At 56.3% G+C, this 24,534-nt stretch carries 22 protein-coding genes; 20 read left to right on the top strand and 2 right to left on the bottom strand.

Going from position 1 to position 24,534, the window contains the following annotated elements:
• The first annotated feature begins 1 nt into the window (after position 1).
• The 10 genes from ACR0IO_RS12180 (at position 2) to ACR0IO_RS12135 (ending at position 11,772) form a co-directional block, all read left to right on the top strand.
• Positions 2-1,618 (top strand): bifunctional aspartate transaminase/aspartate 4-decarboxylase, encoded by a 1,617-nt coding sequence (locus ACR0IO_RS12180; protein ID WP_480741921.1) that lies wholly within the window; start codon positions 2-4, stop codon positions 1,616-1,618.
• A gap of 116 nt (positions 1,619-1,734) precedes the next feature.
• Positions 1,735-2,715 carry a biotin synthase BioB gene (gene bioB / locus ACR0IO_RS12175; protein ID WP_155148352.1) on the top strand — a complete coding sequence of 327 codons (981 nt, stop codon included), beginning with the start codon at positions 1,735-1,737 and terminating at the stop codon, positions 2,713-2,715.
• Positions 2,712-3,839 (top strand): 8-amino-7-oxononanoate synthase, encoded by a 1,128-nt coding sequence (locus tag ACR0IO_RS12170; RefSeq protein ID WP_480741920.1) that lies wholly within the window; start codon positions 2,712-2,714, stop codon positions 3,837-3,839. Before bioB ends, ACR0IO_RS12170 begins: the two co-directional genes overlap by 4 nt.
• On the top strand, positions 3,836-4,456 hold the full coding sequence (bioD, locus tag ACR0IO_RS12165) for a dethiobiotin synthase (RefSeq protein ID WP_480741919.1): 621 nt from the start codon (positions 3,836-3,838) through the stop codon (positions 4,454-4,456). Before ACR0IO_RS12170 ends, bioD begins: the two co-directional genes overlap by 4 nt.
• A complete protein-coding gene (bioA, locus tag ACR0IO_RS12160; RefSeq protein WP_480741918.1) occupies positions 4,453-5,739 on the top strand; it encodes an adenosylmethionine--8-amino-7-oxononanoate transaminase in 1,287 nt (428 codons plus the stop codon). Before bioD ends, bioA begins: the two co-directional genes overlap by 4 nt.
• Positions 5,736-6,356: a pimeloyl-ACP methyl esterase BioG family protein gene (locus ACR0IO_RS12155; protein WP_480741917.1), complete on the top strand. Its 621-nt coding sequence runs from the start codon at positions 5,736-5,738 to the stop codon at positions 6,354-6,356. Before bioA ends, ACR0IO_RS12155 begins: the two co-directional genes overlap by 4 nt.
• Positions 6,353-7,120 (top strand): methyltransferase domain-containing protein, encoded by a 768-nt coding sequence (locus tag ACR0IO_RS12150; RefSeq protein ID WP_480741916.1) that lies wholly within the window; start codon positions 6,353-6,355, stop codon positions 7,118-7,120. The genes ACR0IO_RS12155 and ACR0IO_RS12150 overlap by 4 nt, the downstream gene beginning before the upstream one ends.
• A 77-nt stretch (positions 7,121-7,197) precedes the next feature.
• A complete protein-coding gene (locus ACR0IO_RS12145; protein ID WP_480741915.1) occupies positions 7,198-9,093 on the top strand; it encodes a PAS-domain containing protein in 1,896 nt (631 codons plus the stop codon).
• Positions 9,093-9,794 carry a response regulator transcription factor gene (locus ACR0IO_RS12140; protein WP_480741914.1) on the top strand — a complete coding sequence of 234 codons (702 nt, stop codon included), beginning with the start codon at positions 9,093-9,095 and terminating at the stop codon, positions 9,792-9,794. Before ACR0IO_RS12145 ends, ACR0IO_RS12140 begins: the two co-directional genes overlap by 1 nt.
• A gap of 211 nt (positions 9,795-10,005) precedes the next feature.
• On the top strand, positions 10,006-11,772 hold the full coding sequence (locus tag ACR0IO_RS12135; RefSeq protein ID WP_480741913.1) for an ABC transporter ATP-binding protein: 1,767 nt from the start codon (positions 10,006-10,008) through the stop codon (positions 11,770-11,772).
• Positions 11,773-11,931: 159 nt separating this feature from the next.
• On the opposite strand, the gene ACR0IO_RS12130 is transcribed toward ACR0IO_RS12135, so the two are convergent.
• Positions 11,932-12,810 (bottom strand): amidohydrolase family protein, encoded by an 879-nt coding sequence (locus ACR0IO_RS12130; RefSeq protein ID WP_480741912.1) that lies wholly within the window; start codon positions 12,808-12,810, stop codon positions 11,932-11,934.
• A complete protein-coding gene (locus tag ACR0IO_RS12125; RefSeq protein WP_480741911.1) occupies positions 12,807-13,808 on the bottom strand; it encodes a nuclear transport factor 2 family protein in 1,002 nt (333 codons plus the stop codon). Before ACR0IO_RS12125 ends, ACR0IO_RS12130 begins: the two co-directional genes overlap by 4 nt.
• 166 nt (positions 13,809-13,974) lie before the next feature.
• Between ACR0IO_RS12125 and ACR0IO_RS12120 the strand changes: the two genes are divergently transcribed.
• The 10 genes from ACR0IO_RS12120 to ACR0IO_RS12075 all read left to right on the top strand — a co-directional run bounded on the left by ACR0IO_RS12120 (position 13,975) and on the right by ACR0IO_RS12075 (position 24,396).
• Positions 13,975-15,048, top strand: coding sequence for an ABC transporter ATP-binding protein (locus ACR0IO_RS12120; RefSeq protein ID WP_170333380.1), 1,074 nt, complete (start codon positions 13,975-13,977; stop codon positions 15,046-15,048).
• A 48-nt stretch (positions 15,049-15,096) separates the two neighbouring features.
• The gene (locus ACR0IO_RS12115; RefSeq protein ID WP_155148332.1) at positions 15,097-16,308 is read left to right on the top strand and encodes an ABC transporter substrate-binding protein; all 1,212 of its coding nucleotides are present in this window, start codon (positions 15,097-15,099) and stop codon (positions 16,306-16,308) included.
• Between the two features lie 114 nt (positions 16,309-16,422).
• Positions 16,423-17,397, top strand: coding sequence for a carbohydrate ABC transporter permease (locus ACR0IO_RS12110; RefSeq protein ID WP_254436822.1), 975 nt, complete (start codon positions 16,423-16,425; stop codon positions 17,395-17,397).
• A 1-nt stretch (position 17,398) separates the two neighbouring features.
• Positions 17,399-18,553: a carbohydrate ABC transporter permease gene (locus ACR0IO_RS12105; protein ID WP_480741910.1), complete on the top strand. Its 1,155-nt coding sequence runs from the start codon at positions 17,399-17,401 to the stop codon at positions 18,551-18,553.
• Positions 18,554-18,680: 127 nt separating this feature from the next.
• A complete protein-coding gene (locus ACR0IO_RS12100; protein WP_155148326.1) occupies positions 18,681-19,211 on the top strand; it encodes an ester cyclase in 531 nt (176 codons plus the stop codon).
• 11 nt (positions 19,212-19,222) lie between these two features.
• Entirely contained in the window at positions 19,223-20,554 is a 1,332-nt protein-coding gene (gene hisD / locus ACR0IO_RS12095; protein ID WP_480741909.1) for a histidinol dehydrogenase, read from the top strand.
• Positions 20,551-21,603 carry an ester cyclase gene (locus ACR0IO_RS12090; protein ID WP_480741908.1) on the top strand — a complete coding sequence of 351 codons (1,053 nt, stop codon included), beginning with the start codon at positions 20,551-20,553 and terminating at the stop codon, positions 21,601-21,603. Before hisD ends, ACR0IO_RS12090 begins: the two co-directional genes overlap by 4 nt.
• Positions 21,603-22,367, top strand: coding sequence for an SDR family NAD(P)-dependent oxidoreductase (locus tag ACR0IO_RS12085; protein ID WP_480741907.1), 765 nt, complete (start codon positions 21,603-21,605; stop codon positions 22,365-22,367). The genes ACR0IO_RS12090 and ACR0IO_RS12085 overlap by 1 nt, the downstream gene beginning before the upstream one ends.
• Entirely contained in the window at positions 22,367-23,410 is a 1,044-nt protein-coding gene (locus ACR0IO_RS12080; protein ID WP_480741906.1) for a LacI family DNA-binding transcriptional regulator, read from the top strand. Before ACR0IO_RS12085 ends, ACR0IO_RS12080 begins: the two co-directional genes overlap by 1 nt.
• A complete protein-coding gene (locus tag ACR0IO_RS12075) occupies positions 23,407-24,396 on the top strand; it encodes a nuclear transport factor 2 family protein (RefSeq protein WP_480741905.1) in 990 nt (329 codons plus the stop codon). The genes ACR0IO_RS12080 and ACR0IO_RS12075 overlap by 4 nt, the downstream gene beginning before the upstream one ends.
• Positions 24,397-24,534 lie beyond the last annotated feature (138 nt).

Below are 24,534 nucleotides of genomic sequence, written 5' to 3'. Positions count from 1 at the left end.
AATGGACAGATTAAAGCTGCACGACTACGAGGCGCTTAGCCCGTTTCAGATCAAGGATGAACTGATCCAGCTGGCTTCGGCCGAAGCGAGAAAGTCCAACAGCGCTTTCCTGAACGCAGGTCGCGGAAACCCGAACTGGGTGGCGACCCGCCCGCGCGAGGCCTTTTTTGCGCTGGGACAATTCGCGGTCACTGAATCCAAACGTGTCATGAACCATCCAGCCGGAATCGGCGGTATGCCAGCAATGGCCGGTTGCCATGATCGGCTGCAGGAATGGGCCAGCGCCAATGCAGATATGCCGGGCACTGACACATTACTTGAGGTGGTCGCCCATGCGATTTCGGCCTTTGACTTTGACCCCGATGAGTTCGTGCACGAACTGACGGATTCGATCATCGGCGACAATTATCCCGTGCCGGACCGTATTCTAAAGCACAACGCCGTCATCGCGCATGAATACCTGATGTGGGCGATGTGTTCGGGGCGCCGACCAGACATGCAGTTCGATCTGTTTGCGGTCGAAGGCGGCACAGCCGCAATGTGCTATATCTTCAAGACGCTTAAAGCCAACCGGCTGTTGAACCCCGGAGATACTATTGCGCTTTGCACGCCGATCTTCACGCCCTATCTCGAAATGCCCGAGCTGGAGGATTACAGCCTTGAATCCGTACATGTCGAAACGGATGAGGAAGATGGTTTTCAGCTGACTGATGCGGCGGTTGAAAAGCTTAAGGATCCCAAGGTCAAAGCGTTCTTTCTGGTCAATCCCGGCAATCCGTCCTCGGTCGCTTTGAATAAACCTTCGCTGGAAAAGCTTGCCGATCTTGTCGAAAATCACCGGCCTGATCTGATCGTTCTGACAGATGATGTGTACGGCACCTTCGTGCATGATTTTACATCCGTCATGGGGTATGTGCCCCGCAACACGATTGGTGTGTATTCATACTCCAAGTACTTTGGGTGCACTGGTTGGCGGCTTGGTGTCATCGCCGTCGCACAGGATAACATCTTTGACCTCAAACTGGCCGATCACCCCGAGGAGATCAAACAGAAGCTGGATAAGCGCTATGGCACACTCAGTCTGACACCGCGCGACATCAGGTTCATCGACAGGTTGGTTGCCGACAGCCGGGATGTAGCCTTGAACCATACGGCGGGTCTGTCCCTACCACAGCAGATGATGATGACGCTGTTCTCGTTGTGCGAGTTGGTGGATACCAAGAAAGCCTATCAGACTGCCTGTATGGAACTGGTGCATCGCCGGTTCAAAATGCTGACCGAGGCGATGGGGATCGAGGTGGATGCAGGCGAAAACTACGACGCCTATTACGGCATTATCGATTTCGAGTTCTGGTTGCGGAAATATGTTGGCGAGGATGTCGTCGACTGGATCAAGCAGAACGTTCATCCGCTGGATATCGCGTTCAAGCTGGCCGAAGACTATGGCATCGTTCTGTTGAACGGCAGCGGCTTTGACGCGCCTGGCTGGTCCGCGCGGGTGTCGTTCGCCAATCTTCCGGACGAGGCCTATTCCCAGATTGGGCGCGCCGTCCGTTCGGTCGCACGGGGATATGTAGAAGCCTATCGCGCTTCGCAGGGTAAACCTCTGCACGGCTGACTGGTCCTCGATAAGTCACAGGCAGAACCCTGCCTGTGACATCGAAGTTGTTGCGTTTTTCGACTTTATTGATAAACCCGAGTGAATCTGAATCATCGGGAAAAATTATCTATAAAATGTCGGCTACATCGAACACCTGGACGCGCGAAACTGCGCAGGCAATTCACGACCTGCCGCTGATGGATCTTCTTTACCGGGCTCAAACCGTTCATCGCGAGAACTTTGATCCCAACAAGGTGCAGATGTCCCGATTGCTCTCAATCAAGACAGGGGGCTGCGCCGAGGATTGCGCCTATTGTTCGCAATCTGCCCGCAACGGCTCCAAGCTCAGCGCGTCAAAGCTGATCGAGGTCGAACGTGTTCTGAGCGAGGCGCGCAAAGCCGCCGCTTCGGGGTCGACCCGGTTCTGCATGGGCGCTGCCTGGCGCGAGCCCAAGGCCCGCGACATGGATGCGCTGGTTGCCATGATCGAAGGCGTCAAGGCAATGGGCATGGAAACCTGCATGACGCTGGGGATGCTGGATGACAATCAGGTGGTTCAGCTGCGGGATGCCGGGCTCGACTACTACAACCACAATATCGATACTTCGGAACGGTATTACCCCGAGGTGATCACAACCCGTACTTTCGCCGATCGGATCGATACGCTGAACCGCGTTCGCGAGGCGGGCATGAAGGTCTGTTCTGGCGGTATTTTGGGCATGGGTGAAAACGGCGAAGACCGGATCGACATGTTGGTGACCCTGGCTAATCTGCCCGAAGCGCCGGATTCGGTTCCGATCAACATGCTGATGCCTCAGGCGGACACCCCGCTGGCCGATGCCAAGCCTATTGAGCCCATTGAGTTCGTTCGCATCATCGCGCTGGCCCGGATCATGATGCCAAAGTCCCATGTACGTCTGTCCGCTGGCCGCAGCGACATGAGCGACGAGATGCAGGCGATGTGTTTCTTTGCCGGTGCAAACTCGATCTTTGCGGGTGATACGCTGCTGACAGCTGAGAACCCCGAAGAAAGCAGCGATGCGCTGCTGTTCGCCAAATTGGGTATTCAGCCTATGGAACCTGAATCCGAAGCGTGCCTGAAGGCTGCCGAATGACAGCCACCGCAAGGCTGGACCGGGCGTTGGATGTGCTGAAAACACGCCATCGCCTGCGTCAGCTTGCGCCCCGTCAGGGGCTGGATTTCGCGTCAAACGACTATCTTGGACTCGCGGGGTCGGATCTGATGCGTCAAGCCGCGCAGGACGCGCTGGCTCGGGGCGTTCCATTGGGTTCAGGTGGCTCGCGACTATTGCGTGGCAACCATCCCGAGCATGAGCGGTTGGAGGCTGAAGCAGCGGCGTTTTTTGGTGCCGACGCGGCTCTGTTCATGGGCGGTGGCTTTCAGGCCAATCAGGCGATATTCTCAACACTTCCCGCTGCGGGCGATTTGATCCTGCATGATGAGCTGGTCCATGCCAGCGCGCATGAAGGGATGCGATTGGGACGGGCGCAAACTCTCGCTTTTCCACATAACGACGTTAGCGCGGCGCGTCAGGTTCTGGCGGACTGGCGGGCCAGTAATGACGGTCAGGTCTGGATTGCTGTGGAAAGCGTGTATTCCATGGAGGGTGACCTTGCACCTCTGGCTGAACTGGCGGCTTTTGCCCGCTCCGAAAACGCTGTGCTGGTCGTGGACGAGGCCCACGCAACAGGTGTTTTTGGGCCTCAGGGACAAGGGTTGGCCCATGGGTTGGTTGCCGAGGTTCTGACCTTGCATACATGTGGAAAAGGATTGGGTGTCAGCGGTGGTTTGATCTGTGGTCCAAAGCCCATGATTGATACCCTGATCAACCGGGCGCGTCCGTTCATATTCGCCACTGCCCCGTCCCCGTTTGATGCGGCCCTGGTTCGCGCTGCGATCAAAGCACTACAGGAAAGCTATGCGCTGACAATTCACGCCCGGGATCTGATGGCCCATGCGCATTCAGAGGCGCAGCGCCTATGTGGACTGGGCGGTTTTCACAGCCAGATTGTGCCCGTGATTATTGGTGCCGACGAACCAACCATGAGGCGTGCCGAACAATTGCAGGAACTTGGTTTTGACGTAAGAGGCATCCGCCCGCCAACCGTCCCGCGAGGCACATCGCGCCTGCGCGTGTCGATCACGGGCAATGTAACAAACGACGACATTACGGCCCTGTTTCAGGCCATCGCCAACCAGCAAACGGATACCCAATGACCGCGCTGATCGTGACCGGAACCGATACCGGAATAGGCAAGACAGTCTTCTCAGCCGGGCTGACCGCAGCTCTGGGTGCGCACTATTGGAAACCGGTTCAATCCGGTCTGGAGGACGCAACCGACAGCCAGATCGTGGCAGAGTTGTCCGGCCAGCCGGTGCTGCCGGAAACCTACCTGTTGGATATGCCAGCATCGCCCCATCTGTCGGCCGAGGATATGGGTGTCGAGATCGATTTGGATCGACTGGCATTGCCTGATGTTGATGGCCCTTTGGTGGTCGAAGGGGCAGGGGGTATCATGGTGCCGCTCACCCGACAGGCCTATTATCTTGACCTATTTGCCAGATGGAAGGCTCCGGTGATCCTTGTGGCGCGCACCGCGCTGGGGACAATCAACCACACGACCCTTTCCCTGATGGCATTGCGCAATGCCGGTTGTCCGGTTGTCGGTGTAGCCTTTGTCGGCGCAGCTGAACCCGATGTTGAAGAGACCATCATCCAGATGTCCGATGTTCCGCATCTGGGGCGCTTGGACATGATCGACAATCTGAACAGCGCAACCCTCACACAGGCGTTTCAGGCCATCGACATGGACAAAATCCGGAGTGCCCTGTGACACCGCTGGAGTTTGATGCAAGCCATTTGTGGCATCCCTACACGAACGTGGCCGATCCCGGCCCGATGCATCTGATCGACCGCACCGAAGGTGTTTACCTGTTCCGCGAAGATGGTACGAAAATGATCGATGCCATGTCATCTTGGTGGTGCACGATCCACGGTCATCGTCATCCGGCCATCGTGTCCGCGATGCAGCAGCAGCTGGAGCAGATGCCCCATGTCATGTTCGGCGGGCTGACCCACAATCCTGCGATCGAGCTTGGGCAAAAGATGGTGTCGATGCTGCCCGAAGGTCTGGACCGCATTTTCTACTGCGACAGTGGCTCGGTCTCGGTCGAGGTCGCGATGAAAATGGCTGTGCAATACCAAATGGCCCATGGGCGGACCGGTAAAGTCGAATTTGCCACCATCCGCGGCGGCTATCATGGCGATACATGGAAGGCGATGAGCGTTTGTGACCCGGTCAACGGGATGCATGGCCTGTTCCGGGGCGCTCTGTCGATCCAGCACTTCCTGCCGCGTCCTCAGGTTCGGCTGGGTGATGACTGGGTTGATGATGGTGTTCAGAACGGGTTGGCCGCGCTTGAGCAGTTGTTGAAGGAAAAGGGCGATCATATCGCGGCGCTTATCCTTGAACCCATTGTGCAGGGTGCCGGCGGTATGTATTTCTATCACCCCGATTGGCTGCGTGGGGCGAAATCACTGTGCGACGCGCATGATGTTCTGATCATCTTCGATGAGATCGCCACTGGCTTTGGTCGAACAGGGCGCCTGTTCGCCATTGATCACGCGGGGATTACGCCGGATATCATCTGTTTGGGTAAGGCGCTGACTGGCGGCCACATTTCGTTTGCCGCGACGGTCACAAGTAGGAAAGTGGCTTACGGCATTGGCGACAGCGAGGCGGGTGTGTTCATGCACGGCCCGACCTATATGGCGAACCCGCTGGCTTGTGCGGCGGGCATTGCAAGCCTTGGCTTGTTGGATGGTGGTGATTGGCAAGTACGTGTTGCTGAGATCGAGGCACAGATGACCACTGAACTTGCGCCAGCCCGGGATTTGCCCGGTGTTGCAGATGTTCGGGTGCTCGGCGCAATTGGCGTGATTGAGATGAAAGACACCGTTGATCCCCGCATCGCCCATCAGCGTGCACCGGAAACCGGTGTCTGGCTTCGACCCTTTGCGCGCAACATCTATTGCATGCCGCCTTACATTATCTCTCCGGATGACCTGAGCCGTGTCACGGCAGCGATGGTCGCCCTCGCAAGGGGGGATGGATGAGACGGCATTGGCTGGCGCGCGAAGGCGGGTCTGAACTGACCCTTGTTTTTGGCGGGTGGGCCCTTGGGCCTGCGCCGTTCGCCTTGCTTGATGGGGCAGCGGATGTACTGGTCGTAGATGACTTTCGCGACCTTGCGGATGAGTTGTCTGAAACCAGCAGCTACGATCAGGTGCGACTGCTGGCCTATTCCTTTGGCGTTGCATCCGCTGCACATTGGCTGGCGTCTGTGCCCCTGAAACCTTCGCAATTGGTGGCGGTGAACGGGACGCTGTTTCCGGCTGATGTCGAACGGGGCATTTCTCCTGAAACTGTTGAGGCCACGGCTGACGTATTGACCGACGCCAGCTTTGCCCGGTTTTGCCGTCGTGCTGGTTTGAATGGTACGCCCCCGGCATTGGATATTGCTGCCGCTCAGGATGAACTTAGGGTGATCGCCCAACGTGGTACGGCACCTGACACGCAATTCGACCGTATCTGGATCGCCAAGCGGGACAGGATTATCCCCACCAAATCGCAGGAAACGGCGTGGCACGCGCAGGCAGAACGGGTTCGGTTGATTGATGCCCCTCATCAGCCTTTTCTTGCTGGCCAAAGCTGGAAGGAGTGGTTCGCATGAACGCCATGACTTCCGCGCGTGTGCAGCGCAGCTTTAGCCGCAGTTTCCAGAGCTATCATGATTCAGCAGGTCAGCAGGCCCGGATCGCGCAGCAACTGGCGCAACGCCTGTCCGATCTGGGTGCACCCAATTCATACAGCTCTGTTTTCGAGATCGGGTGCGGGACCGGGCATCTTACCGAAGCACTGCATCAGCATTTCAGTCTGGAAAACGTCATTCTGAACGACCTGATGCCCGAAGCCAGCGAAACTGCCCATCTATGGGGTGCTGAGTTTCGATCCGGGGACATTCGCAATGTAGTCTGGCCGGTGCAGCAGGATTTGATTGTATCGACATCGACGATTCAATGGCTGGATACTCCGCAGGATGTAGTGGCCGGCGCTGCCCTGTCTCTCGCCCCCGGAGGCTGGTTGGCGATTTCAGGATTTGGGCAGGATCAGTATGCTGAGCTTGTGCATCTTGGCTCGGGCTCGAGGGCGCCGGGTCTGTGTGGACCCGATGTTCTGGCTCAGGCTTTGAAGGCTGCCGGAGACGAGATGGAGATCGTGGACCTTTGGCAGGAACGTCGCAAGTTGTGGTTCGACACCCCTCATCATGTACTCCGCCATCTGCGGAAAACGGGTGTGAATGGCCGCGCGGCCCAAGTTTGGACGCGTTCCACTCTGGCCGCGTTCTGTGAGGACTACAATCGAGCCTTCGCTACGCCGCAGGGCGTATCGCTGACCTATCACCCGGTCTGGGTGATCGCGCGCAAAAAAACCTAGGGGCCAACAGGTCGCATCCGTTCCCTCTACACCTGCGTCAGATCTGATGTTACGCATATGTCCCGGGGAGGAACGATTTGGACATAAGCGAACAGCGTATAAAGGCGATGACGACCGCCGGGTTGAACCTGATCGGTCAAGCGCTGTCGATCTATGACAGTCAGTTGCGGCTGGTTGTCAGTAACCTCCGGTTTCAGGAAATGTTCGATCTGCCAGATAAGCTCGTGCAGCCCGGGGCGTCGTTTCACGACACGATTCACTTTCTTGCCAGCCGCGGAGAATACGGTGACGATCAGAATGTCGATGAAATGGTCGATGTCCGTGTTGAACAGGCATTGGCGTTCGAGCCGCATTACATGGAACGCGTCCGTCCGAACGGGCAGGTGATTTCGATCGAAGGTGCGCCATTGCCGGCTGGCGGATGGGTTGCGGTTTACACTGATATCACCGGTACAAAACGGGCTGAAGAATTGCTGCGCGCCCGATCCGAAGAACTGTCCGGTCAGCTCTTGAGCCACGCAGAGGAGCTGTCGGCAACAAACCGGAAACTGGCCGCCACAATCACGGCGCTGGAAGAAGCCAAGCGGCAGCTGACTGAGATCGAAGCGCGGACGCGCATGACGACCGAGATGATGCCGGCGCATATTGCTCATCTGGATGCCAGTGGTCGCTATGACTATTCTAATCGCCGCCTAAGTTCCGTGATGCCGGGCCGACCGTCCGAGATTCTGGGTCTGCATATTTCCGAAGCTCTTGGTGCCGCGGCCTTCGACAGGGTGGAGCCGCATCTGGAACGGGCCTATTCCGGCCAGCCTTCGGTTTTCGAGTTCACCGAGGATCAGGATTCTCGCCGTATCCGGGTCTCGTTCACCCCCGATGAGCAGGGTGGTGTATACGTGATGTCGGTCGATATTACCGAAGAGACGCAAGCCCGCGTCGCGCTGCAACAGACACGCAGGCGCGCCATGGCCGCCCAGATGACCAGCGGGCTGGCTCATGACTTTTCGAACCTTTTGACCATCATTCTTGGGATGCAGGCCAAGCTGGACCGGATGAACCTGCCCGATGATGCGGCCGAGCTTGTTTCAGCCACCCAACAAACCGCCCGGCGCGGGGGGCAACTGTTGAACCGGATCGCTGATATGACGGGCAACAGAACACCCCATCCACAAGCAACAGACATGAAGGCGCTGTTGGAGGATTTGCGGATTCTGGCAACCCCCTCTCTGCCGCGCGGGGTGGGGCTTTCAGTGGTAAACACACTTCCGGATGGGGCATTGATGCTGGATCCGGGGATGGTGCAGGATGCGTTGTTGAATCTGGTGCTGAACGCTCGCGACGCCTGCGGACCATCCGGTCAGATCACCATCAGCGCCCATGCAATTGGCAACATCTGGATCGAAATCACCGTCTCAGACACCGGCCCGGGATTTTCGTCCGAGGCATTGAAGAAGGCGCTGAACCCATTCTTCACAACCAAGGGCAGTGATGGCTCGGGGCTGGGACTGCCGATGGTCTATGACACGGTCAAGCTGGCAGGCGGAGATCTGAACTTACGTAATACCCCGTCGGGTGCGTCCGTTGTGTTGCGTTTGCCCTACCGACCGGCACCTCCGGTACGCGAAGGATTGGTGCTGTTGGTTGAGGATAACGATGAACTGCGCAGCCAGTTCCGCGATATGCTTATCGAACTGAGCTGCTCGGTGATCGAGGCAACTTCGGTCGATGAGGCGCTGGCCCTGACCAAGGATATCGGTGATATCGGGCTTGTGCTGTCGGACATCCGCCTGGAGGGTGCGGGGACGGGTATCGATCTTGTCGAGAAACTGAACCATTCCGTACCCTGTATCCTGATGACTTCGTTGCCCCATGACGACCCGTTGTATCGGCGCGCGCTTGGCCTTGCGCCGGTGCTGCAAAAGCCGTTTACCGATACGCAATTGTCTGCCCTGATCCGAACCGAGGCTGCCTGATGACCCAACCGCTGGTGACCATCCTTGACGATGAGCCTGAAATACGCCGGATTCTGACTGATGCACTGGAAGAGGCCGGCTTTCGTACACAGAGCTTTGCCCGCGCGCGGGAGTTCGAAGCCTCACTCAAGCGCGTGACACCGGATGTCTGTTTGGTTGACCTGTCTTTGCCGGATACGGATGGTTTGGCACTGGTTCACCGTCTGGCGCTGGAGCAGGGGGCAGCGGTGATCATCATTTCGGGGCGTGCACAGGTTCAGGACCGGGTGACCGGGCTGGAGCTTGGAGCGGATGACTACATCACCAAACCCTTTGATCCGGCCGAGGTGGTGGCGCGTATCCGCGCGAGGTTACGTTCACCAAAAGCGCAGGCGCAAAGCTCGGAAACAGCAGGATTCAACGGCTGGACGGCCCATTTCGACCGTTATGTGCTGGAAGATGAGACCGGTGCCGAAACCACCTTCAGCCACGCTGAAGGTGAGGTGTTGCGATTGTTCCTCGAAAGCCCGAAACGTCTGATCAGTCGGGCCCAGATGCAGGAAATGCTGGGCGGTGCCGCCGGGGAAAGCTTTGATCGGGCAATGGATGTACGTATTTCCCGATTGCGGACCAAGCTGGGTGAAGATCCCAAAAACCCTCAGTTAATCAAGACGATATATGGGGCTGGTTATATATTTTTGGGAGAAGTTGTGTGGCGCTAGAAGCGACGGATTGCTTAGCTGCTGAGGGCCAGAGCGTGTGTTAATGGTCATGTATCCTCCTATTCTTTGCAGGCCCTCTGGAATCTTGCGCCCGTCCCGCATAACTAGGCGCAACCCGTCTTTTGCGTTGAGTCCAATTCGTTGTGGAACTTTCGGCGTGTGACAGACATGGCCGTGACAGGTTAATAATGATGAGATTTTGGAGAACGGAATGATCAGGAAAGCCTGGACGAAATGGCGATCCGGCTATATCGGCCGTTTGGTAGGTGACAGTATCCGTGGTCAAGGGTGGCTGTACGGTATAGCGATGGTTGCGATGGCCGTTGTTGCTGGTACAACTGCGGGCACCGCCTGGATGATGGAAAACATCGTCGATGCCATGACCAACCCAGATATGCGGTCTCAGGTACATCTGATCGCGTTGGGTGTGGTTGCGCTGTTTTTCACCAAAGCGGTCGCTTCATACATACAGTCTGTTTTTCTGGCGCGTGCGGGTAACCGTATCATCGCGGTGCAGCAAGAGAACGTGTATCGAAAGCTGCTTCGGCGCGGTGTTGACTTCTATTCCAAGGTTGAGTCCTCGGAACTTCTGATGCGCGTGACCTATGGAGCACAGGCCGCGCGGCAGCTGGTTGACGTGATCGTGACCAGTTTCGTACGCGACGCCCTTACCCTGGTGGGTCTCGTTTTCGTCATGGTCTATCAGCAACCCGTTCTCTCGGTGCTGTTCTTCGTCGTTGGCCCGATTGCGTTGCTGAGCGTGCGTTACTTGCTGAAAAGCGTACGAAAAATCATGCAGTCCAACCTCAAGTCACTGGCTGAGATCATCCGTGTGCTTCAGGAAACTTCGGGTGGGATCAAGGTCATCAAAGTGTTCGCGCTGGAAGGTCACATGACCGAGCGCATGGATGAGGCGATCCTTGCGGTAGAAAAGCGTTCCAACGACATTGCCAAGTTGCAGTCTGTTGCCAGCCCCCTGATGGAGTTTCTGGCCGGGCTTGCCGTGGCCGGGGTTCTTGTGGTCAGTACGATGGGAATCGCAGGGTCGGAACCACCGACAGCAGGTCAGCTGATGTCATTCATCACAGCGCTTTTGATGGCCTACGAACCGGCAAAGCGTCTGTCACGCATGCGTGTTGTCATCGAAACCGCGCTGGTGCCGATTGGGATGATGTTCGAACTTCTGGACGAAGAAGATCCGATGCGTGAAAGCACGGAGCCGAAACAGCTGCGCTCGGGCCCGGGTGAAATTCGGATGCACAACGTGACATTTGGTTATCAGGGATCGTTGCCCGTCATCAAAGATATGAATTTGACCTTCGAGGCAGGTAAAACCACTGCTCTTGTGGGGCAATCAGGTGGCGGGAAATCCACGATCTTTGGGTTGATCATGCGGTTTTATGATCCTGACGAGGGGTCTGTTGAAATCGATGGTCAGGATTTGCTTGATGTAAGCTTTGCATCGCTGCGGCGGAAAATATCTTATGTGGGTCAGGATACTTTCCTGTTTTCGACCAACGTGATGGAAAACCTGCGTTTTGCGCGTCCTGATGCGACTGACGAAGAGGTGAAAGCCGCGGCGCGTGCGGCACATGCGCATGATTTCATCAGTGAATTGCCGGAAGGTTACGACACAGAGGTTGGCGAGAATGGCGCATTCCTGTCCGGCGGTCAGAAGCAACGTCTGGCGATTGCGCGCGCTATTCTGCGGAATGCAGAAATTCTGCTGCTTGATGAGGCGACAAGCGCGTTGGATGCCGAATCCGAGGCTCTGGTCAAAGAGGCTCTGGATAAGCTGACAGAAAATGTCACCACGATCGTGATTGCGCACCGTCTGTCAACGATCCTGGAAGCGGACCGAATTATGGTTGTGCAGGATGGTGAAGTTATCGAACAGGGCAACCTTGAGGAGCTGATGGAAGAGAATGGCAGCTTCCGAAGCCTGTTCGATCAGCAATTCAAGACACCTGCTGCCTGACCGGAATTAGGCGGTTTCAGGGGTCAATTCATCCTGCAGCGGCAGCATCAAAGCTGCCGCTTCTACATGTCTGATAACAGTCATTCTCTATTAGATGTGTTGGTCTCACACTTGCGTTGGCGCAGATAGTTCCAAGGCCCGGTTCGGCGCTTCGTTGGCCTACTCTGCTACAAATCCGTAAAACCCTGCAGATGTTTTGTAGAAGATATCTTCCCACTGAGTATCGGGAACGAGGGCAGTGTATCTTGATATGAGTTCTGTATAGGTCGAGGACAGGCTGTCGACCGGAAAGTTTGAGCCGAACATGCAGCGCTCAGGATCGAACTGGAACAGGCAGGTTTCAACAATGGCTCTGACATTGTCCGCTGACCAGTCGTGATCAAACATACCAAGCCCTGAAAGTTTGCAAAAAACCTGAGGCATCGAAGACAGGTTTTGCAGCGCTATGGCCCACGCATCCAGGCCATCTTCCGATCGATCATGCGGGGAACCGGCGTGGCACAAAGCGATTTTTGTTCGAGGCGCACGCTCCAATACCCGGGCAGTCTGTTCCATCAGTTCCGGCAATAGCTGCAGATCGAATGACAGGCCCCGCTCACCCAACTCTCTGAGACCGTCCAGAAACTTTGGGTTTTCCAGTAGATCATTCGTACCTGATTTCGCGTCCTCACTCGGTGACCGACCGATGATCTGCCGTACGCCGCGTACCGATGGAAGTGATTGCAGGCGGTCCAGCTGGTCAGGCAGATCATCCGAGGTCAGGTCGCAATAAGCGACCTGCGCCAGAGGCCAATCCGGGTACTGATCGGCCACAGATTGGACCCACTTGGCCTCGGCCCATGGGTCCGCAGCGCCAACCTGAATGTGAACTGATGCCTTGAAACCGTATGCTTCGGCATCCTTTCGGAACTCGGGAAGAAGATAGTCTCGCTGGATCGGAGTTGGGTCACCAAAAAACCGGGGCGTGCCGGTTTCCATCAGCCACGGATAGTGGACTGCGTTCAGGTCCCACAAATGATGATGCGCATCGATCCTCATGGCGTCTCAATCCCGGTAGTCCGTTCAAGGATATCGACACCCTGCTGTTTCCAGAAATGCAGCAGATCGATAAAGATCCAGTTTTCGGCCAGCTTGTCACCGCTCCTGCGATATATATCAATCACGCGAAACTCACCTGCCTTTCCGGTCGCTGGCATGCCCATGAAGCCGCCAGTTGGGGCTGCAGTGAAATTCGGCCAGCCAAAAAAACCGCCATAGTGCCCTTCGGCCATACGGCAGATGTGATTGGTTTTTGACCTATCCTTAAAAGCTGCACGGAAGGGGCCTGAATGTTGCTTGGCATAACGCTCGATCGTGTAGGTCGCGCCGATGCCTTCCGGACCCCACCAGATCATGTCGTCATGCCATGTGCGGGCCAACTCATCTGTCAGCGAAAACCCGCTATCCCATTGCCCAAGGTCTGCAATCATGGCGTTGATCGCGGCGAGGGTGCGTTGACCTTCTTCCTTAGGCGCATCCTTTTCCAAGATCCCATCATGGGTCAGCGGTCCCGGCTGAACGAGATGAGCTGCTGTTTGCGGGGGGAAAGGATTCTGACCCGCCTGCACCATGAGATGGGGAATGTCGAAGAACATTGCCGTCTCGGTGATTTTTCCCTCAGACACTTTGTTGAATTCACAATAGCGTAAAAAGGCCAATTTGCCGGTGGGGCGTATGCCCAGCCAGGGCTTGTCGAACAGGCCCATCAAATGCCCCATCGAGACAACCCAGATAGCACCCTTATCATCCAGTGAGTTTTCTCCGGCAAAGAATATGTCTTGCCGTCGTTGCAAGCGTGTCAGGCTGCGTTTCAGCGGTCGCCAAAACGCATCCACCACCTGCGCGCCGCCAGTGATTTCATTGAATGGGTGGGAGCCATGCCACCGTAAATCCTGCGCGCAGAATCGCTCAAATATTGAGGGTAAATCTGCTCTATCTGCCTTGTCTAGCTCGTCATGAAACGAAGAGACGAGTTTTTTTTCGTTTTGAAAGATCACTGTATTACCGTTTCTTTGCAGTATGTTACGCTTGTTACATCGGAGCAATGAATCACTGCTCTAAACCAGTTTTGCATACGTATGCAAAAAAGTCTTGCCAGAATTGACAAGTGCCGATTACAGTTTTTGCAAACGTATGCAAAACGAATCCGTAGCAGGGGGCACCATGGCGGAAATTCAACTGCGTAATGTCGGTAAGCGTTGGGGCTCCTTTGTTGGGGTTCACAATTTCGACCTGACAATCGCCGACCGCGAGTTTCTGGTGCTGCTGGGGCCGTCCGGCTGTGGCAAGACCACTACAATGCGCATGATTGCCGGGCTCGAGGATGTCACCGAAGGCGATATCCTGATCGATGGCAAAGTAGTGAACGATCTGGAACCAAAGGATCGGGACGTGGCGATGGTCTTTCAGAGCTATGCTTTGTACCCGAACATGAATGTCTACGAGAACATCCGCTTTCCGTTGAAGGTTCGCGGCATTGATCCGTCAACGCATGATGAAAAGGTTCGCCGCGCCAGCGCGATGGTCGAGCTGGATGATTTTCTGCATCGCAAGCCGGCTGAATTGTCGGGCGGTCAGCGGCAGCGTGTTGCGCTGGCACGCGCCATTGTGCGCGAGCCGAACGTGTTCCTGATGGATGAGCCTCTGTCGAACCTGGATGCCAAGCTGCGGGTTTCAACCCGAGCGCAGATTAAGAACCTGAGCCATGAACTGGCAGTCACCACCATCTACGTGACCCACGACCAGATTGAGGCCATGACACTGGCTGACCGTGTCGTGGTGATGAAACAGGGCGTGGTCCAGCAGGTTGGAAGCCCGACTGAAATCTATGACCGACCCGCGAATACATTTGTAGCCAGCTTCATCGGCTCACCAGCGATGAACCTGATGGACGGCGAAGTTGCGGGCGGAGTGTTCCGTGCTGAACACGTCGAAATTCCGGTAGACGCACCAGACGGTCCCATGACGCTGGGATTCAGGGCCGAAGACGCAAGCCTTGCCGAAGGTAATGGCCAGATCACCGCACCGATTTACACGCTGGAGCTGTTGGGCGACGCGACCATGATTTCGGTTCGGGTTGGCGGTGCTCTGGTTTCCGTAAAGGCGGACAAAACATTCCGTGCCGAGATTGGCGAAACCGTTTCGTTCTCGGTGCCAAACGAAATCTGTCATCTCTTCGAAGCTGGAAGCGGTGCGCGGATCGGGGAGCAACCCCACAAACAGCCCATTCGGGCATAACACCGGTCCGGACGTCGACGACGGACCGATCCTGACAGGGAGAAACGCATGAAACTCAAGACGATCCTCATGGCAGGTGCCATGTCCATTGCTGCAAGTGGCGCTTGGGCTGCTTGTTCATTTGAAAATGACGTGCCGCTGAAATCGCTCTCGGCGGGTTTTGAAGCGTGGAAGGCCGTCACCGATGCGATGGCCGAATGCGGAAACTTCAGTGCTTCGCTGGATCAGGAATTCCGCGAAAAGCAGCCCGAAGCTTTTGCTGCAGATCCTGCGCTGTATCAGATTGGCGGCGTATCGAACGCCACTCTTGTACCACTGCTAAACGCTGGCACGATCCGTCCGCTGGATGATCTGGTCGAGAAGTATGGTCAAGATTTGCTGCCCAACCAGTTGATCAAAGTGGACGGAAAGACCATGGCGATCGCGATGATGGTGAATGCACAGCACCTGATGTATCGCGATGACGTGCTTGCCGAACTGGGTATCGAAGAACCCAAGACCTATGGTGACGTTCTGGATGCTGCCGCCAAGATCAAAGAAGCGGGAGTGATGGATTATCCGATTGGTGGAACGTTCAAGACCGGTTGGAATCTCGGCCAGGAATTCGTCAACATGTATCTTGGCGAGGGCGGTTCGTTCTTTGGCGATGGCAATATGCCAGCCATCAACAACGAGCAGGGCGTAGCTGCACTGGAAACGCTGAAGGCTATGACCGAGTACATGGATCCTGAGTATCTGGTTTCAGACTCGACCTACGTTCAGCAACAGTTCCAGCAGGGCAAGATCGCCATGGCGAACCTCTGGGCCAGCCGGGCGGCTGCGATGAACGATGAGGCCGAAAGCCAGGTTGTTGGCAAGGTCACCATGGCTGCGGCCCCAATGGGTTCGGCAGTACCTGCGACCACCATCTGGTGGGACGGTATCGTTCTGGCTTCGAACATGAGCGACGAAGAGGCCGACGCCGCCTTCCGCGTCGCCCTTGAGGGCATGGACAGCGATATGGTCAGCGCAAACAATGACGTCGCTGTTTGGCTGAGCCCTGCGTATTCAGCAGGTGATTTGGCTGCTGGTGCTGCAGCTTCGGCTGAAGGCGGTGCCAAGGCGTATCCGGCCTCTGGTCCGATGGGTATCATGCACACCGCGCTGGGTAACGGTCTGGCAGACTATCTGACCGGCGCCAAGGATGCACAGACAACACTGGCTGATATCGAGGCAGATTACGTCACTGCCGCGAAAGAAGCAGGTCTGATCAGCAACTGATCCTCCCCTGGGAGGGCTACGGCCCTCCCGTCCCCTCCCTTCGAGAATCATGAGAAAGGCAGAGCCATGAATTTCCGGACATTTGCCGCCTTTGTCGGCCCCTCTGTCTTTATGATGCTTCTCTTCATTGCGTTTCCTCTGGTCAGCGTGTTCAAGCAGAGTTTTTACATCACTCAGCCGATCTATGAGACGGTCGAAAAAGAAACCTGCACCCCGGGTTTCCTGACGCAAACCTGTGTGACCGAGCTGGTGTCTCAGCCAAAGCTTGACGAGCATGGCGAGGTCATTACCCAAACCCAATATGTCGGCTTGCAAAGCTATCGTAACGTATTGGAGCCTGAACGCGCGTGGCGGGCCATAAGCGACGGCAGTTGGCATGTACTGTCCACGATCAACTTCTGGAAGGCGCTTCGGTTTACCCTGACCTTCACGCTGATCACCCTGCCATTGGTAGTAGGTTGCGGGCTAGGGATTGCAATTCTGATCAACAACGCGGCGCGGTCTATTCGCGGGCCAGTGATCTTTGTATCGTTGCTGCCCTTTATTATTACGCCAGTGATCGGTGTGCTGTCGATCAATTGGTTGTTCAGAGGTGACGGCATCCTCACTGCTATGATGGAATGGTGGCTGAACCGCGACATAGCCCTGTTTGCCCAAGCCTGGACTATTGAAGTTCTGATGATGCTTTACCGCGTTTGGCACGTGGCGCCGTTCGCCGCCATTGTCTTCTATGCCGGTCTGCAAACAGTCAATCAGGATAGCCTCGAAAGCGCCGTGATTGACGGGGCAACCCGCTGGCAGCGCCTGAAGTACATTGTCATTCCACACCTGATGCCGCTGATCATATTCGTGTCGATGATCCATTTGATGGACGCCTACCGGGTGTTCGAAGAAATCGTGGGCTTCTCAAGTCAGGGCTACGTCATCTCACTGCAGTGGCTGACCTTCGATTACCTAACTCCGGATCAGGCGGGCAACCGATCAATCAGCCGGGCCTCGGCCAACTCAATGCTGACCATGATCGGTGTCGTGATCCTGCTCATTCTTCCGCTGCGTCGAACCTGGCGCGATCACAAAGGAGGTCACTGATATGTCCTCACGCGCGCTTCGCCAACCGTTCAGCCTGCGTCTGACCTCGAACATCTTTCTGGCGCTTTGGTGTCTGATAGCAGCCTTCCCGATCTTCTGGATCGTGGTGATGAGCTTCAAGTCACCGGTCGATGCTTTCGACAGCAACGCCCTGAATGTGATCTTCGGTCCTGCCACGCTGGGTGTTGGAAAGGGATTGTCACTGCTCGACATTGTTCTGGGCATTGCTGTGATCTGGGGCACGATCTTCGCTGCCACCAAGACACTGCCTTCGATGATAAAATCCTACACCAAGCCCGGTCAGGAATGGTTTGGCTGGCTGATCGGTGTGCTGGCGCTGTTAGTCGGATTTTTGCTGGTCTTCTTTCTCATCTTGCCTGCTGTCCTGAACGTGTTGAACCCACTCTTTGGACCTCTCGGACGAGATGTGCTTGGCCTGACCACGGAACATTATAAGACCGTCTGGATCGATCGCGGTTTTTCGAACAATTTCAAGAATTCGCTGATCGTGACGACCGGTGTGGTTACCGTGTCGCTGACGGTTGGAACGCTGGCCGGATATGGTTTGGCGCGTTCCGGATCGACATTGGCCTTCTGGATCCTTATCGTCGCCTTGGTGTTTCGGGCATTGCCGCATTCGGTTCTGGTGGCAGGCTATCTGCCCGTATTCATCAATTCGGCCGAATGGCTCAGCCCGATCTTGGGTGAAAACGCCCCGACCTTGTATGGTAAGCCTTTCGCGGTGATTGCTGTTCTGGTTGCGATCAACCAACCTTTCACGATCTGGATGTTGCGCTCGTTCTTCCAGAACATCCCGGCCGAGCTGGATGAGGCCGCCCGCGTGGATGGATGCAGCCACTTTCAGGCCTTCCGCCGTGTCATCATGCCGGTGATGTGGCCAGGCGTAATCACGACAGGGCTGTTCAGCTTCCTGCTGGCCTATAACGACTTTCTGGTCACCGCTCTGCTGCTTGATGCGCAGAACCAGACCATGGTTCCGGCCATCGTTGGCATGTTCAATCGCGAGACGACAACAACCGATCAGGTCGTTGCTGTGGCAGCTGCCGTGTCGATTACCGCGCCGTTGATCTTCCTCGTGCTGATTTTCCAGCGCCAGATTGTCAGCGGTCTGACTGCCGGGGCGGTGAAAGGCTGATGAGCAAGAACGCCCGACATAACGCCATGTCGCGCCACCCGGCGCTGAACAGGATGCCGAGGGACTTTCTGAGCATTGGGGTCGCATATCCCAATCCCTCCCCTCGGCAACCTGAAAGGATAGAAAGATGAAAGGTTCCCGTCCCGAACAAGCGGTTCTGACCCGCGACACGGACATGAGCAAAACCGACGACACACGCCGCGTCATCGAAACAATGGTTGATGGTCTGAACGACCACCGCATCGACGATATAGGAGAGTTCTTCACCCAAGGATTCCGATGGATGGGCAATCAGGGCTGTGGCACCAAGACCGGCCTGCAAGAGTTTCAGGACAATTGGCAGCGCCCGTTTCAGGCCGCGTTCTCAGATAAGGTCTGCATCGACGAAGCGCGCCTTTACATGGGTGAATGGGCTGCAGCTTTTGGACGCCAGGAAGCGACCCATTCGGGTGAGTTTCTGGGAATTCCCGCCACCGGTAAACGGGTCGAAATCCGCTACATGGATTTCTGGAAAGTTGTCGATGGCAAGATCGTCGATAACTGGGTCAATGTCGATTTCGCCCATGTTGCGGCACAGCTGGGCGTTGATGTGTTCAACGGTGAAGGTTGGGAAGCATTTGACCGGGGGGAAAAACTTCCACCCCGGCCCGAAAACTGAGGATTGAAAACATGGCAATCGAGTATCTTAAACGCGGCAAATCCGATGCTGACCGGGCACAAGACGATGCCAAGACCCGCGCCGTGGTTGAGGCGACGCTGAAAGACATCGAAACTCGTGGTGATGCAGCGGTGCGTGAGCTGAGTGAGAAGTTCGACAACTACTCACCTGCTTCGTTCCGCCTGAGCCAACAGGAAATTGATGACCTGATCGGGCAATTGTCCGATCGTGAGTTGGCCGATATCAAATTCGCGCAGGAACAGGTGCGCAACTTTGCCCAGGCGCAGCGCGACTCGATGCTGGATATCGAGGTCGAGACTCTGCCAGGTGTCATTCTGGGGCATAAGAATATCCCTGTACAATCAGTGGGTTGCTACGTTCCTGGGGGTAAGTTCCCGATGGTCGCGTCGGCGCATATGTCCGTGGCTACAGCCTCGGTCGCCGGTGTTCCCCGCATCATCGCCTGCACGCCTCCGTTCAACGGTAAGCCAAATCCAGCTGTGATTGCGGCAATGCACCTTGGAGGCGCGCATGAGATCTATGTCATGGGCGGCATTCAGGCGATTGGCGCGATGGCACTGGGTACCGAGACGATTGATCCCGTTCACATGCTGGTTGGTCCCGGCAACGCGTTCGTGGCCGAGGCCAAGCGTCAGCTGTTCGGACGTGTTGGTATCGACCTGTTCGCAGGTCCGACCGAAACGATGGTCATCGCTGACGAGTCCGCCGCAGATGCAGAACTCTGCGCCACGGATCTGCTTGGTCAGGCCGAACATGGGTACAACAGCCCCTGTGTGCTGCTGACCAATTCGCGCAAACTGGCCGAAGACACGCTGGCCGAAGTTGACCGTCTATTGGGTATCCTTCCAACAGCAGACACCGCCAAAGTGTCATGGGATGAATATGGAGAAGTGATTGTCTGCGACACCTATGATGAGATGTTGCAGGTTGCCGATGACATTGCCTCGGAACATGTGCAGGTGATGACTGACCGTGACGACTGGTTCCTTGAAAACATGACCTGCTATGGGGCGTTGTTCCTTGGGCCACGCACCAATGTTTCGAACGGGGACAAGGTGATTGGCACCAACCACACGCTGCCGACCAAGAAGGCTGGGAGATACACCGGTGGTCTTTGGGTTGGTAAGTATCTGAAGACACACAGCTACCAAAAGGTCCTGACTGATGAGGCGGCAACGCTGATCGGCGAGTATGGCTCACGCTTGTGCATGCTTGAGGGGTTCGTTGGTCACGCTGAACAGTGCAACGTTCGTGTGCGTCGATATGGCGGGATAAATGTTCCCTACGGTGCGCCAGCGCCTTACCGGGACGCTGCCGAATGAGTGACAAACACACACATCACAAGGCCCTGATCGAACCGCTCAGGGCTGCGATGTATGATTTCAACGAGGCTGGCGTGCGTCGGGTCCTCGCGGATATCACGTCATCGGATGCCGTGTTCCGTCTGTGTCATCCCTTTGGGGACAGCATCGGCAGTGATGATTTCTATGACACCGGCTATAAGGACTTGCTGGCCGCCTGGCCTGATCTTGAGCGTCGGGATTACATCGTCATGGCCGGGCCGGATGAGTTCGGCGCAGATTGGGTCGGATGCGGCGGGTATTACACCGGTGTTTTCGCCGGCCCCTGGCTCGATATCCCCCCAACGGGTCATCAGGTCACGATGCGGTTTCATGAATTCTTCCGCTTCGAAAACGGCAAGATTGTCGAGATGCAGGCACTATGGGACATCCCCGAAGTCATGATGCAGGCGAATGCCTGGCCGATGGCGCCAAGTCTGGGCCGTGAATGGCACATCCCCGGACCCGCCACTCAGGACGGGTTTGTCCCCGGTCCTTATGATGAAGCCAAGGGAAAACAGACCTGTCAGCACATCATCGACATGCTTGATCATCTGAAAAAGCACCCGTCCGAAGGTGGACCCGAAGTGATGGAGATGGAGCGGTTCTGGCACCCGCGCATGAACTGGTACGGTCCATCAGGCATTGGCACCGGACGCGGTATAGCAGGTTTCCGCAACTGGCATCAGATCCCGTTTCTCAACGGTATGCCGGACCGCGGAAAATATGTAGACGACATCACCTATCATTTCTTTGGTGACGGGGAATATGCGGCCGTGACCGGCTGGCCCAACATGATCCAAACCGTCACAGATGACGGTTGGATGGGTATCGCGCCATCAGGTAAGAAGATCACCATGCGCAGCCTGGATTTCTGGCGTTTGGAAGGCGGCAAGATCCGGGAAAACTGGGTGCTCGTTGATTTGTTGGATGCGTATCGTCAGCTTGGCGTTGACGTCTTTGCCCGTCTGCGGGAATTCAATAAAGCCCGAAATATGGGTCGTATTGAAATACCGGATGGAATGAACTGATGACTGAATTGCCGCGCACCCCATCATTTTCTCTGAGTGGAAAAACCGCCCTTGTGACCGGAGCCTCGTCAGGTATCGGACAGGGGTGCGCGGTAGCGCTGGCCGAGGCGGGTGCACATGTTGTTTGCGCGGCCAGAGGGGCGGATCGGTTGAATGAGACAGTTACCGCTCTGAAAGAGCAGGGATGGTCTGCCGAAGCGCTTGTGATGGATCAGGGTGATCTGGACGCCCTGAAACAGCTTTTTGATCACCGCATCTTCGATATCGTGGTGAATTCAGCGGGCGTGGCGCGCCACAGCCCGGCTATCCAGACAACACCCGATGACTTTGATGTTGTCACCAACATCAATTTGCGTTCGGCCTACTTCTTGTCGGCCAATGCCGCCCGCGCTTTGATCAAGGCAGGAAAGCCGGGTTCGATCATCCACATCTCCAGCCAGATGGGGCATGTTGGCGGGGTCGACCGGGCGCTTTATTGCGCGACCAAGCATGGGTTGGAGGGCATGGTCAAATCCATGGCCATCGAATGGGGCAAACAGGGCATTCGGATAAATACGGTCTGTCCGACTTTCATCCGAACGCCGCTGACCCAGTCCACATTCGACAATCCTGAACGTGCCGCATGGATCATGGAGAAGATCAAACTGGATCGCGTGGGCGAAGTCGAAGACATCATGGGCGCGGTACGCTACCTCGCCTCGGACGCCTCGGCACTGGTTACCGGCACCTCAATGTTGATTGACGGAGGTTGGACGGCAGACTGATGGCTGAGAAAGTAACATCCCTCCAGGTTGCCCAATTGGCCGGCGTTAGCCAGTCTGCCGTTAGCCGCGTGTTCACGCCCGGTGCCTCTGTCAGCAAAAAGACCGAGGAAAAAGTGCGCAAGGCGGCATCTGAACTCGGTTATCGCCCCAACGTACTGGCACGCGCGATGGTGTCCGGCAAAAGCAGGATCATCGGTTTGGTGGTCGCCTATCTGGACAATTACTTCTACCCCGAGGCGCTCGAGAAACTGTCCAATGCCTTGCAGGAACAGGGCTATCACGTCCTGATTTTCATGGCCTCCAGAACCGCTGGGAACATAGACGACGTGATGGAGGAAATCCTTGATTATCAAGTCGATGGCGTCGTTCTGGCATCCGTTGCCATGTCTTCAGACATTGCCACCCGCTGCCAGCAGGCAGGCGTGCCCGTGGTTTTGTTCAACCGCAGCCAGGACCTCGACGGGATCACGTCTGTTACTTCCGACAACTATGCCGGTGGTCGCAAAGTTGCGGAATTTCTGATCGCCGCCGGGCACAGTCGTATCGCGTATATTGCCGGTTGGCAGGGCGCCTCAACCCAGCGGGACCGCGAGGCCGGCTTCCGCGCCGCGCTCAACGATGCAGGCCGGAAATTGTATGCGCACGAAATAGGAGATTTTCACACCGAGAAAGCGCGTTTAGCTGCACGTCGGATGTTTGACGTCGAGCCGCAAAAAAGACCCGATGCAGTATTCGTCGCCAATGACCATATGGCGCTGGCCGTAATGGATGTCATCCGTTTCGAGTTGGGAATGCGCGTGCCCGAAGACGTGTCTGTCGTTGGTTACGATGACGTCCCTCAGGCCGGATGGCTTGCCTACAACCTTACGACCATTCGTCAGCGGGCCAATTTGATGGTTTCCGAGACCGTTGATGCTCTGCTGGATCATATCGAAAACCCGACAGCTGCGGCGGCACGCAAAGTCGCCATCGATGGGCCGCTGATCGTGCGCACATCGGCACGTCTGCCCAAAGGCTGGACACCTCAAAGGATGAATTCATGAAAGGCTTTGATCCCAAGTTTCGGGATTTCCCCGACTATATCATCGGTATCACCAAAGAGATCTGGGAAGATCGGGGTATCGCGACACTGCATGAGTATTACAGCGAAGACATCGTGGTACGCTCACCTGGATCGGTGGTGTTGGGCAATCAGAATGTAATCGGCGCAACCATGGCGACGCTGGCCGAGTTTCCGGATCGGCAGTTGCTGGGCGAGGATGTGATCTGGTCTGGCACACCGGAAGAAGGGATGCTGAGTTCGCATCGAATCATCTCGACGGCCACCCATTTGGCCGAGGGTGTATATGGTAAACCGACCGGCACTAAGCTGCGCTATCGGATTCTGGCCGACTGCCATGCCATCGATAATCAGATCAACGATGAATGGTTGATCCGCGATCAGGGCGCCATCGTCCGGCAGATGGGCTGGGATCCCAAGGAATACGCCGCCGATCTTATCGCCCGCGAAGGAGGCAAGGAAAACTGCGTCAAACCTCTGACCCCTGAAATCGATCAGCCCGGACCGTACAAAGGCCGTGGCAACGACAACGAATGGGGGCAGCGCTATGCCGATATTCTGACTCGGATCATGAACGCCGACATGGGTACGATTGAGGCGGAATATGACCGGGCCGTTCAGTCAGAATATGTGGGCGGCGTCACCGGGCATGGCTGGGATGCGGTCGACCGTTTCTGGATGGGTTTGCGGGCAAGCTTTCCGAATGCTGAGTTTAAGATCGAGCATCAGATCGGGCGTAGCGATCCGGATATGCCCCCTCGTGCGGCGATCCGCTGGAGCTTGTGGGGCAAACATGACGGGTGGGGCGTGTTTGGTGCGCCAACGGGCGCGCAGGTTTATGTTTTGGGGATCAGTCACGCCGAGTTCGGTGCACTGATTGGCGGTCAGCCGCAGCTGCGCCGCGAATATACTTTGTTCGATGAAACGTCGGTCTGGAAACAGATCCTGTTGCAAGGCAGCGAGGACTAAGTGGTTCACCCGGTCACATATCGCATACTTGTGGATGGTCTGCATGAGACCGGGGCCAGCCGACGGTTCCACATGTTCCGTCAAAGCCTGCGCGCACGCCGATTGAACCTGCGTCCACCGGGAGAGTGAGGACCTGTG

The sequence above is a fragment of the Ruegeria sp. CE12 genome, assembly GCF_056537525.1.
Note: the sequence above shows the minus strand (reverse complement) of the source record. Positions and strands in the feature narration are given on the sequence as shown.

Bases quoted from the DNA above. Each gene is read 5' to 3' on its own strand.
- bioB (WP_155148352.1), top strand. From the start codon at position 1,735: ATGTCGGCTACATCGAACACCTGGACGCGCGAAACTGCGCAGGCAATT.
- ACR0IO_RS12100 (WP_155148326.1), top strand. From the start codon at position 18,681: ATGAAAGGTTCCCGTCCCGAACAAGCGGTTCTGACCCGCGACACGGAC.
- ACR0IO_RS12180 (WP_480741921.1), top strand. From the start codon at position 2: ATGGACAGATTAAAGCTGCACGACTACGAGGCGCTTAGCCCGTTTCAG.
- ACR0IO_RS12170 (WP_480741920.1), top strand. From the start codon at position 2,712: ATGACAGCCACCGCAAGGCTGGACCGGGCGTTGGATGTGCTGAAAACA.
- ACR0IO_RS12140 (WP_480741914.1), top strand. From the start codon at position 9,093: ATGACCCAACCGCTGGTGACCATCCTTGACGATGAGCCTGAAATACGC.
- ACR0IO_RS12135 (WP_480741913.1), top strand. From the start codon at position 10,006: ATGATCAGGAAAGCCTGGACGAAATGGCGATCCGGCTATATCGGCCGT.
- ACR0IO_RS12130 (WP_480741912.1), bottom strand. From the start codon at position 12,810: ATGAGGATCGATGCGCATCATCATTTGTGGGACCTGAACGCAGTCCAC.
- ACR0IO_RS12110 (WP_254436822.1), top strand. From the start codon at position 16,423: ATGCTTCTCTTCATTGCGTTTCCTCTGGTCAGCGTGTTCAAGCAGAGT.
- ACR0IO_RS12080 (WP_480741906.1), top strand. From the start codon at position 22,367: ATGGCTGAGAAAGTAACATCCCTCCAGGTTGCCCAATTGGCCGGCGTT.
- bioD (WP_480741919.1), top strand. From the start codon at position 3,836: ATGACCGCGCTGATCGTGACCGGAACCGATACCGGAATAGGCAAGACA.
- ACR0IO_RS12075 (WP_480741905.1), top strand. From the start codon at position 23,407: ATGAAAGGCTTTGATCCCAAGTTTCGGGATTTCCCCGACTATATCATC.
- hisD (WP_480741909.1), top strand. From the start codon at position 19,223: ATGGCAATCGAGTATCTTAAACGCGGCAAATCCGATGCTGACCGGGCA.
- ACR0IO_RS12120 (WP_170333380.1), top strand. From the start codon at position 13,975: ATGGCGGAAATTCAACTGCGTAATGTCGGTAAGCGTTGGGGCTCCTTT.
- ACR0IO_RS12150 (WP_480741916.1), top strand. From the start codon at position 6,353: ATGAACGCCATGACTTCCGCGCGTGTGCAGCGCAGCTTTAGCCGCAGT.
- ACR0IO_RS12105 (WP_480741910.1), top strand. From the start codon at position 17,399: ATGTCCTCACGCGCGCTTCGCCAACCGTTCAGCCTGCGTCTGACCTCG.
- ACR0IO_RS12085 (WP_480741907.1), top strand. From the start codon at position 21,603: ATGACTGAATTGCCGCGCACCCCATCATTTTCTCTGAGTGGAAAAACC.
- ACR0IO_RS12090 (WP_480741908.1), top strand. From the start codon at position 20,551: ATGAGTGACAAACACACACATCACAAGGCCCTGATCGAACCGCTCAGG.
- ACR0IO_RS12155 (WP_480741917.1), top strand. From the start codon at position 5,736: ATGAGACGGCATTGGCTGGCGCGCGAAGGCGGGTCTGAACTGACCCTT.
- ACR0IO_RS12115 (WP_155148332.1), top strand. From the start codon at position 15,097: ATGAAACTCAAGACGATCCTCATGGCAGGTGCCATGTCCATTGCTGCA.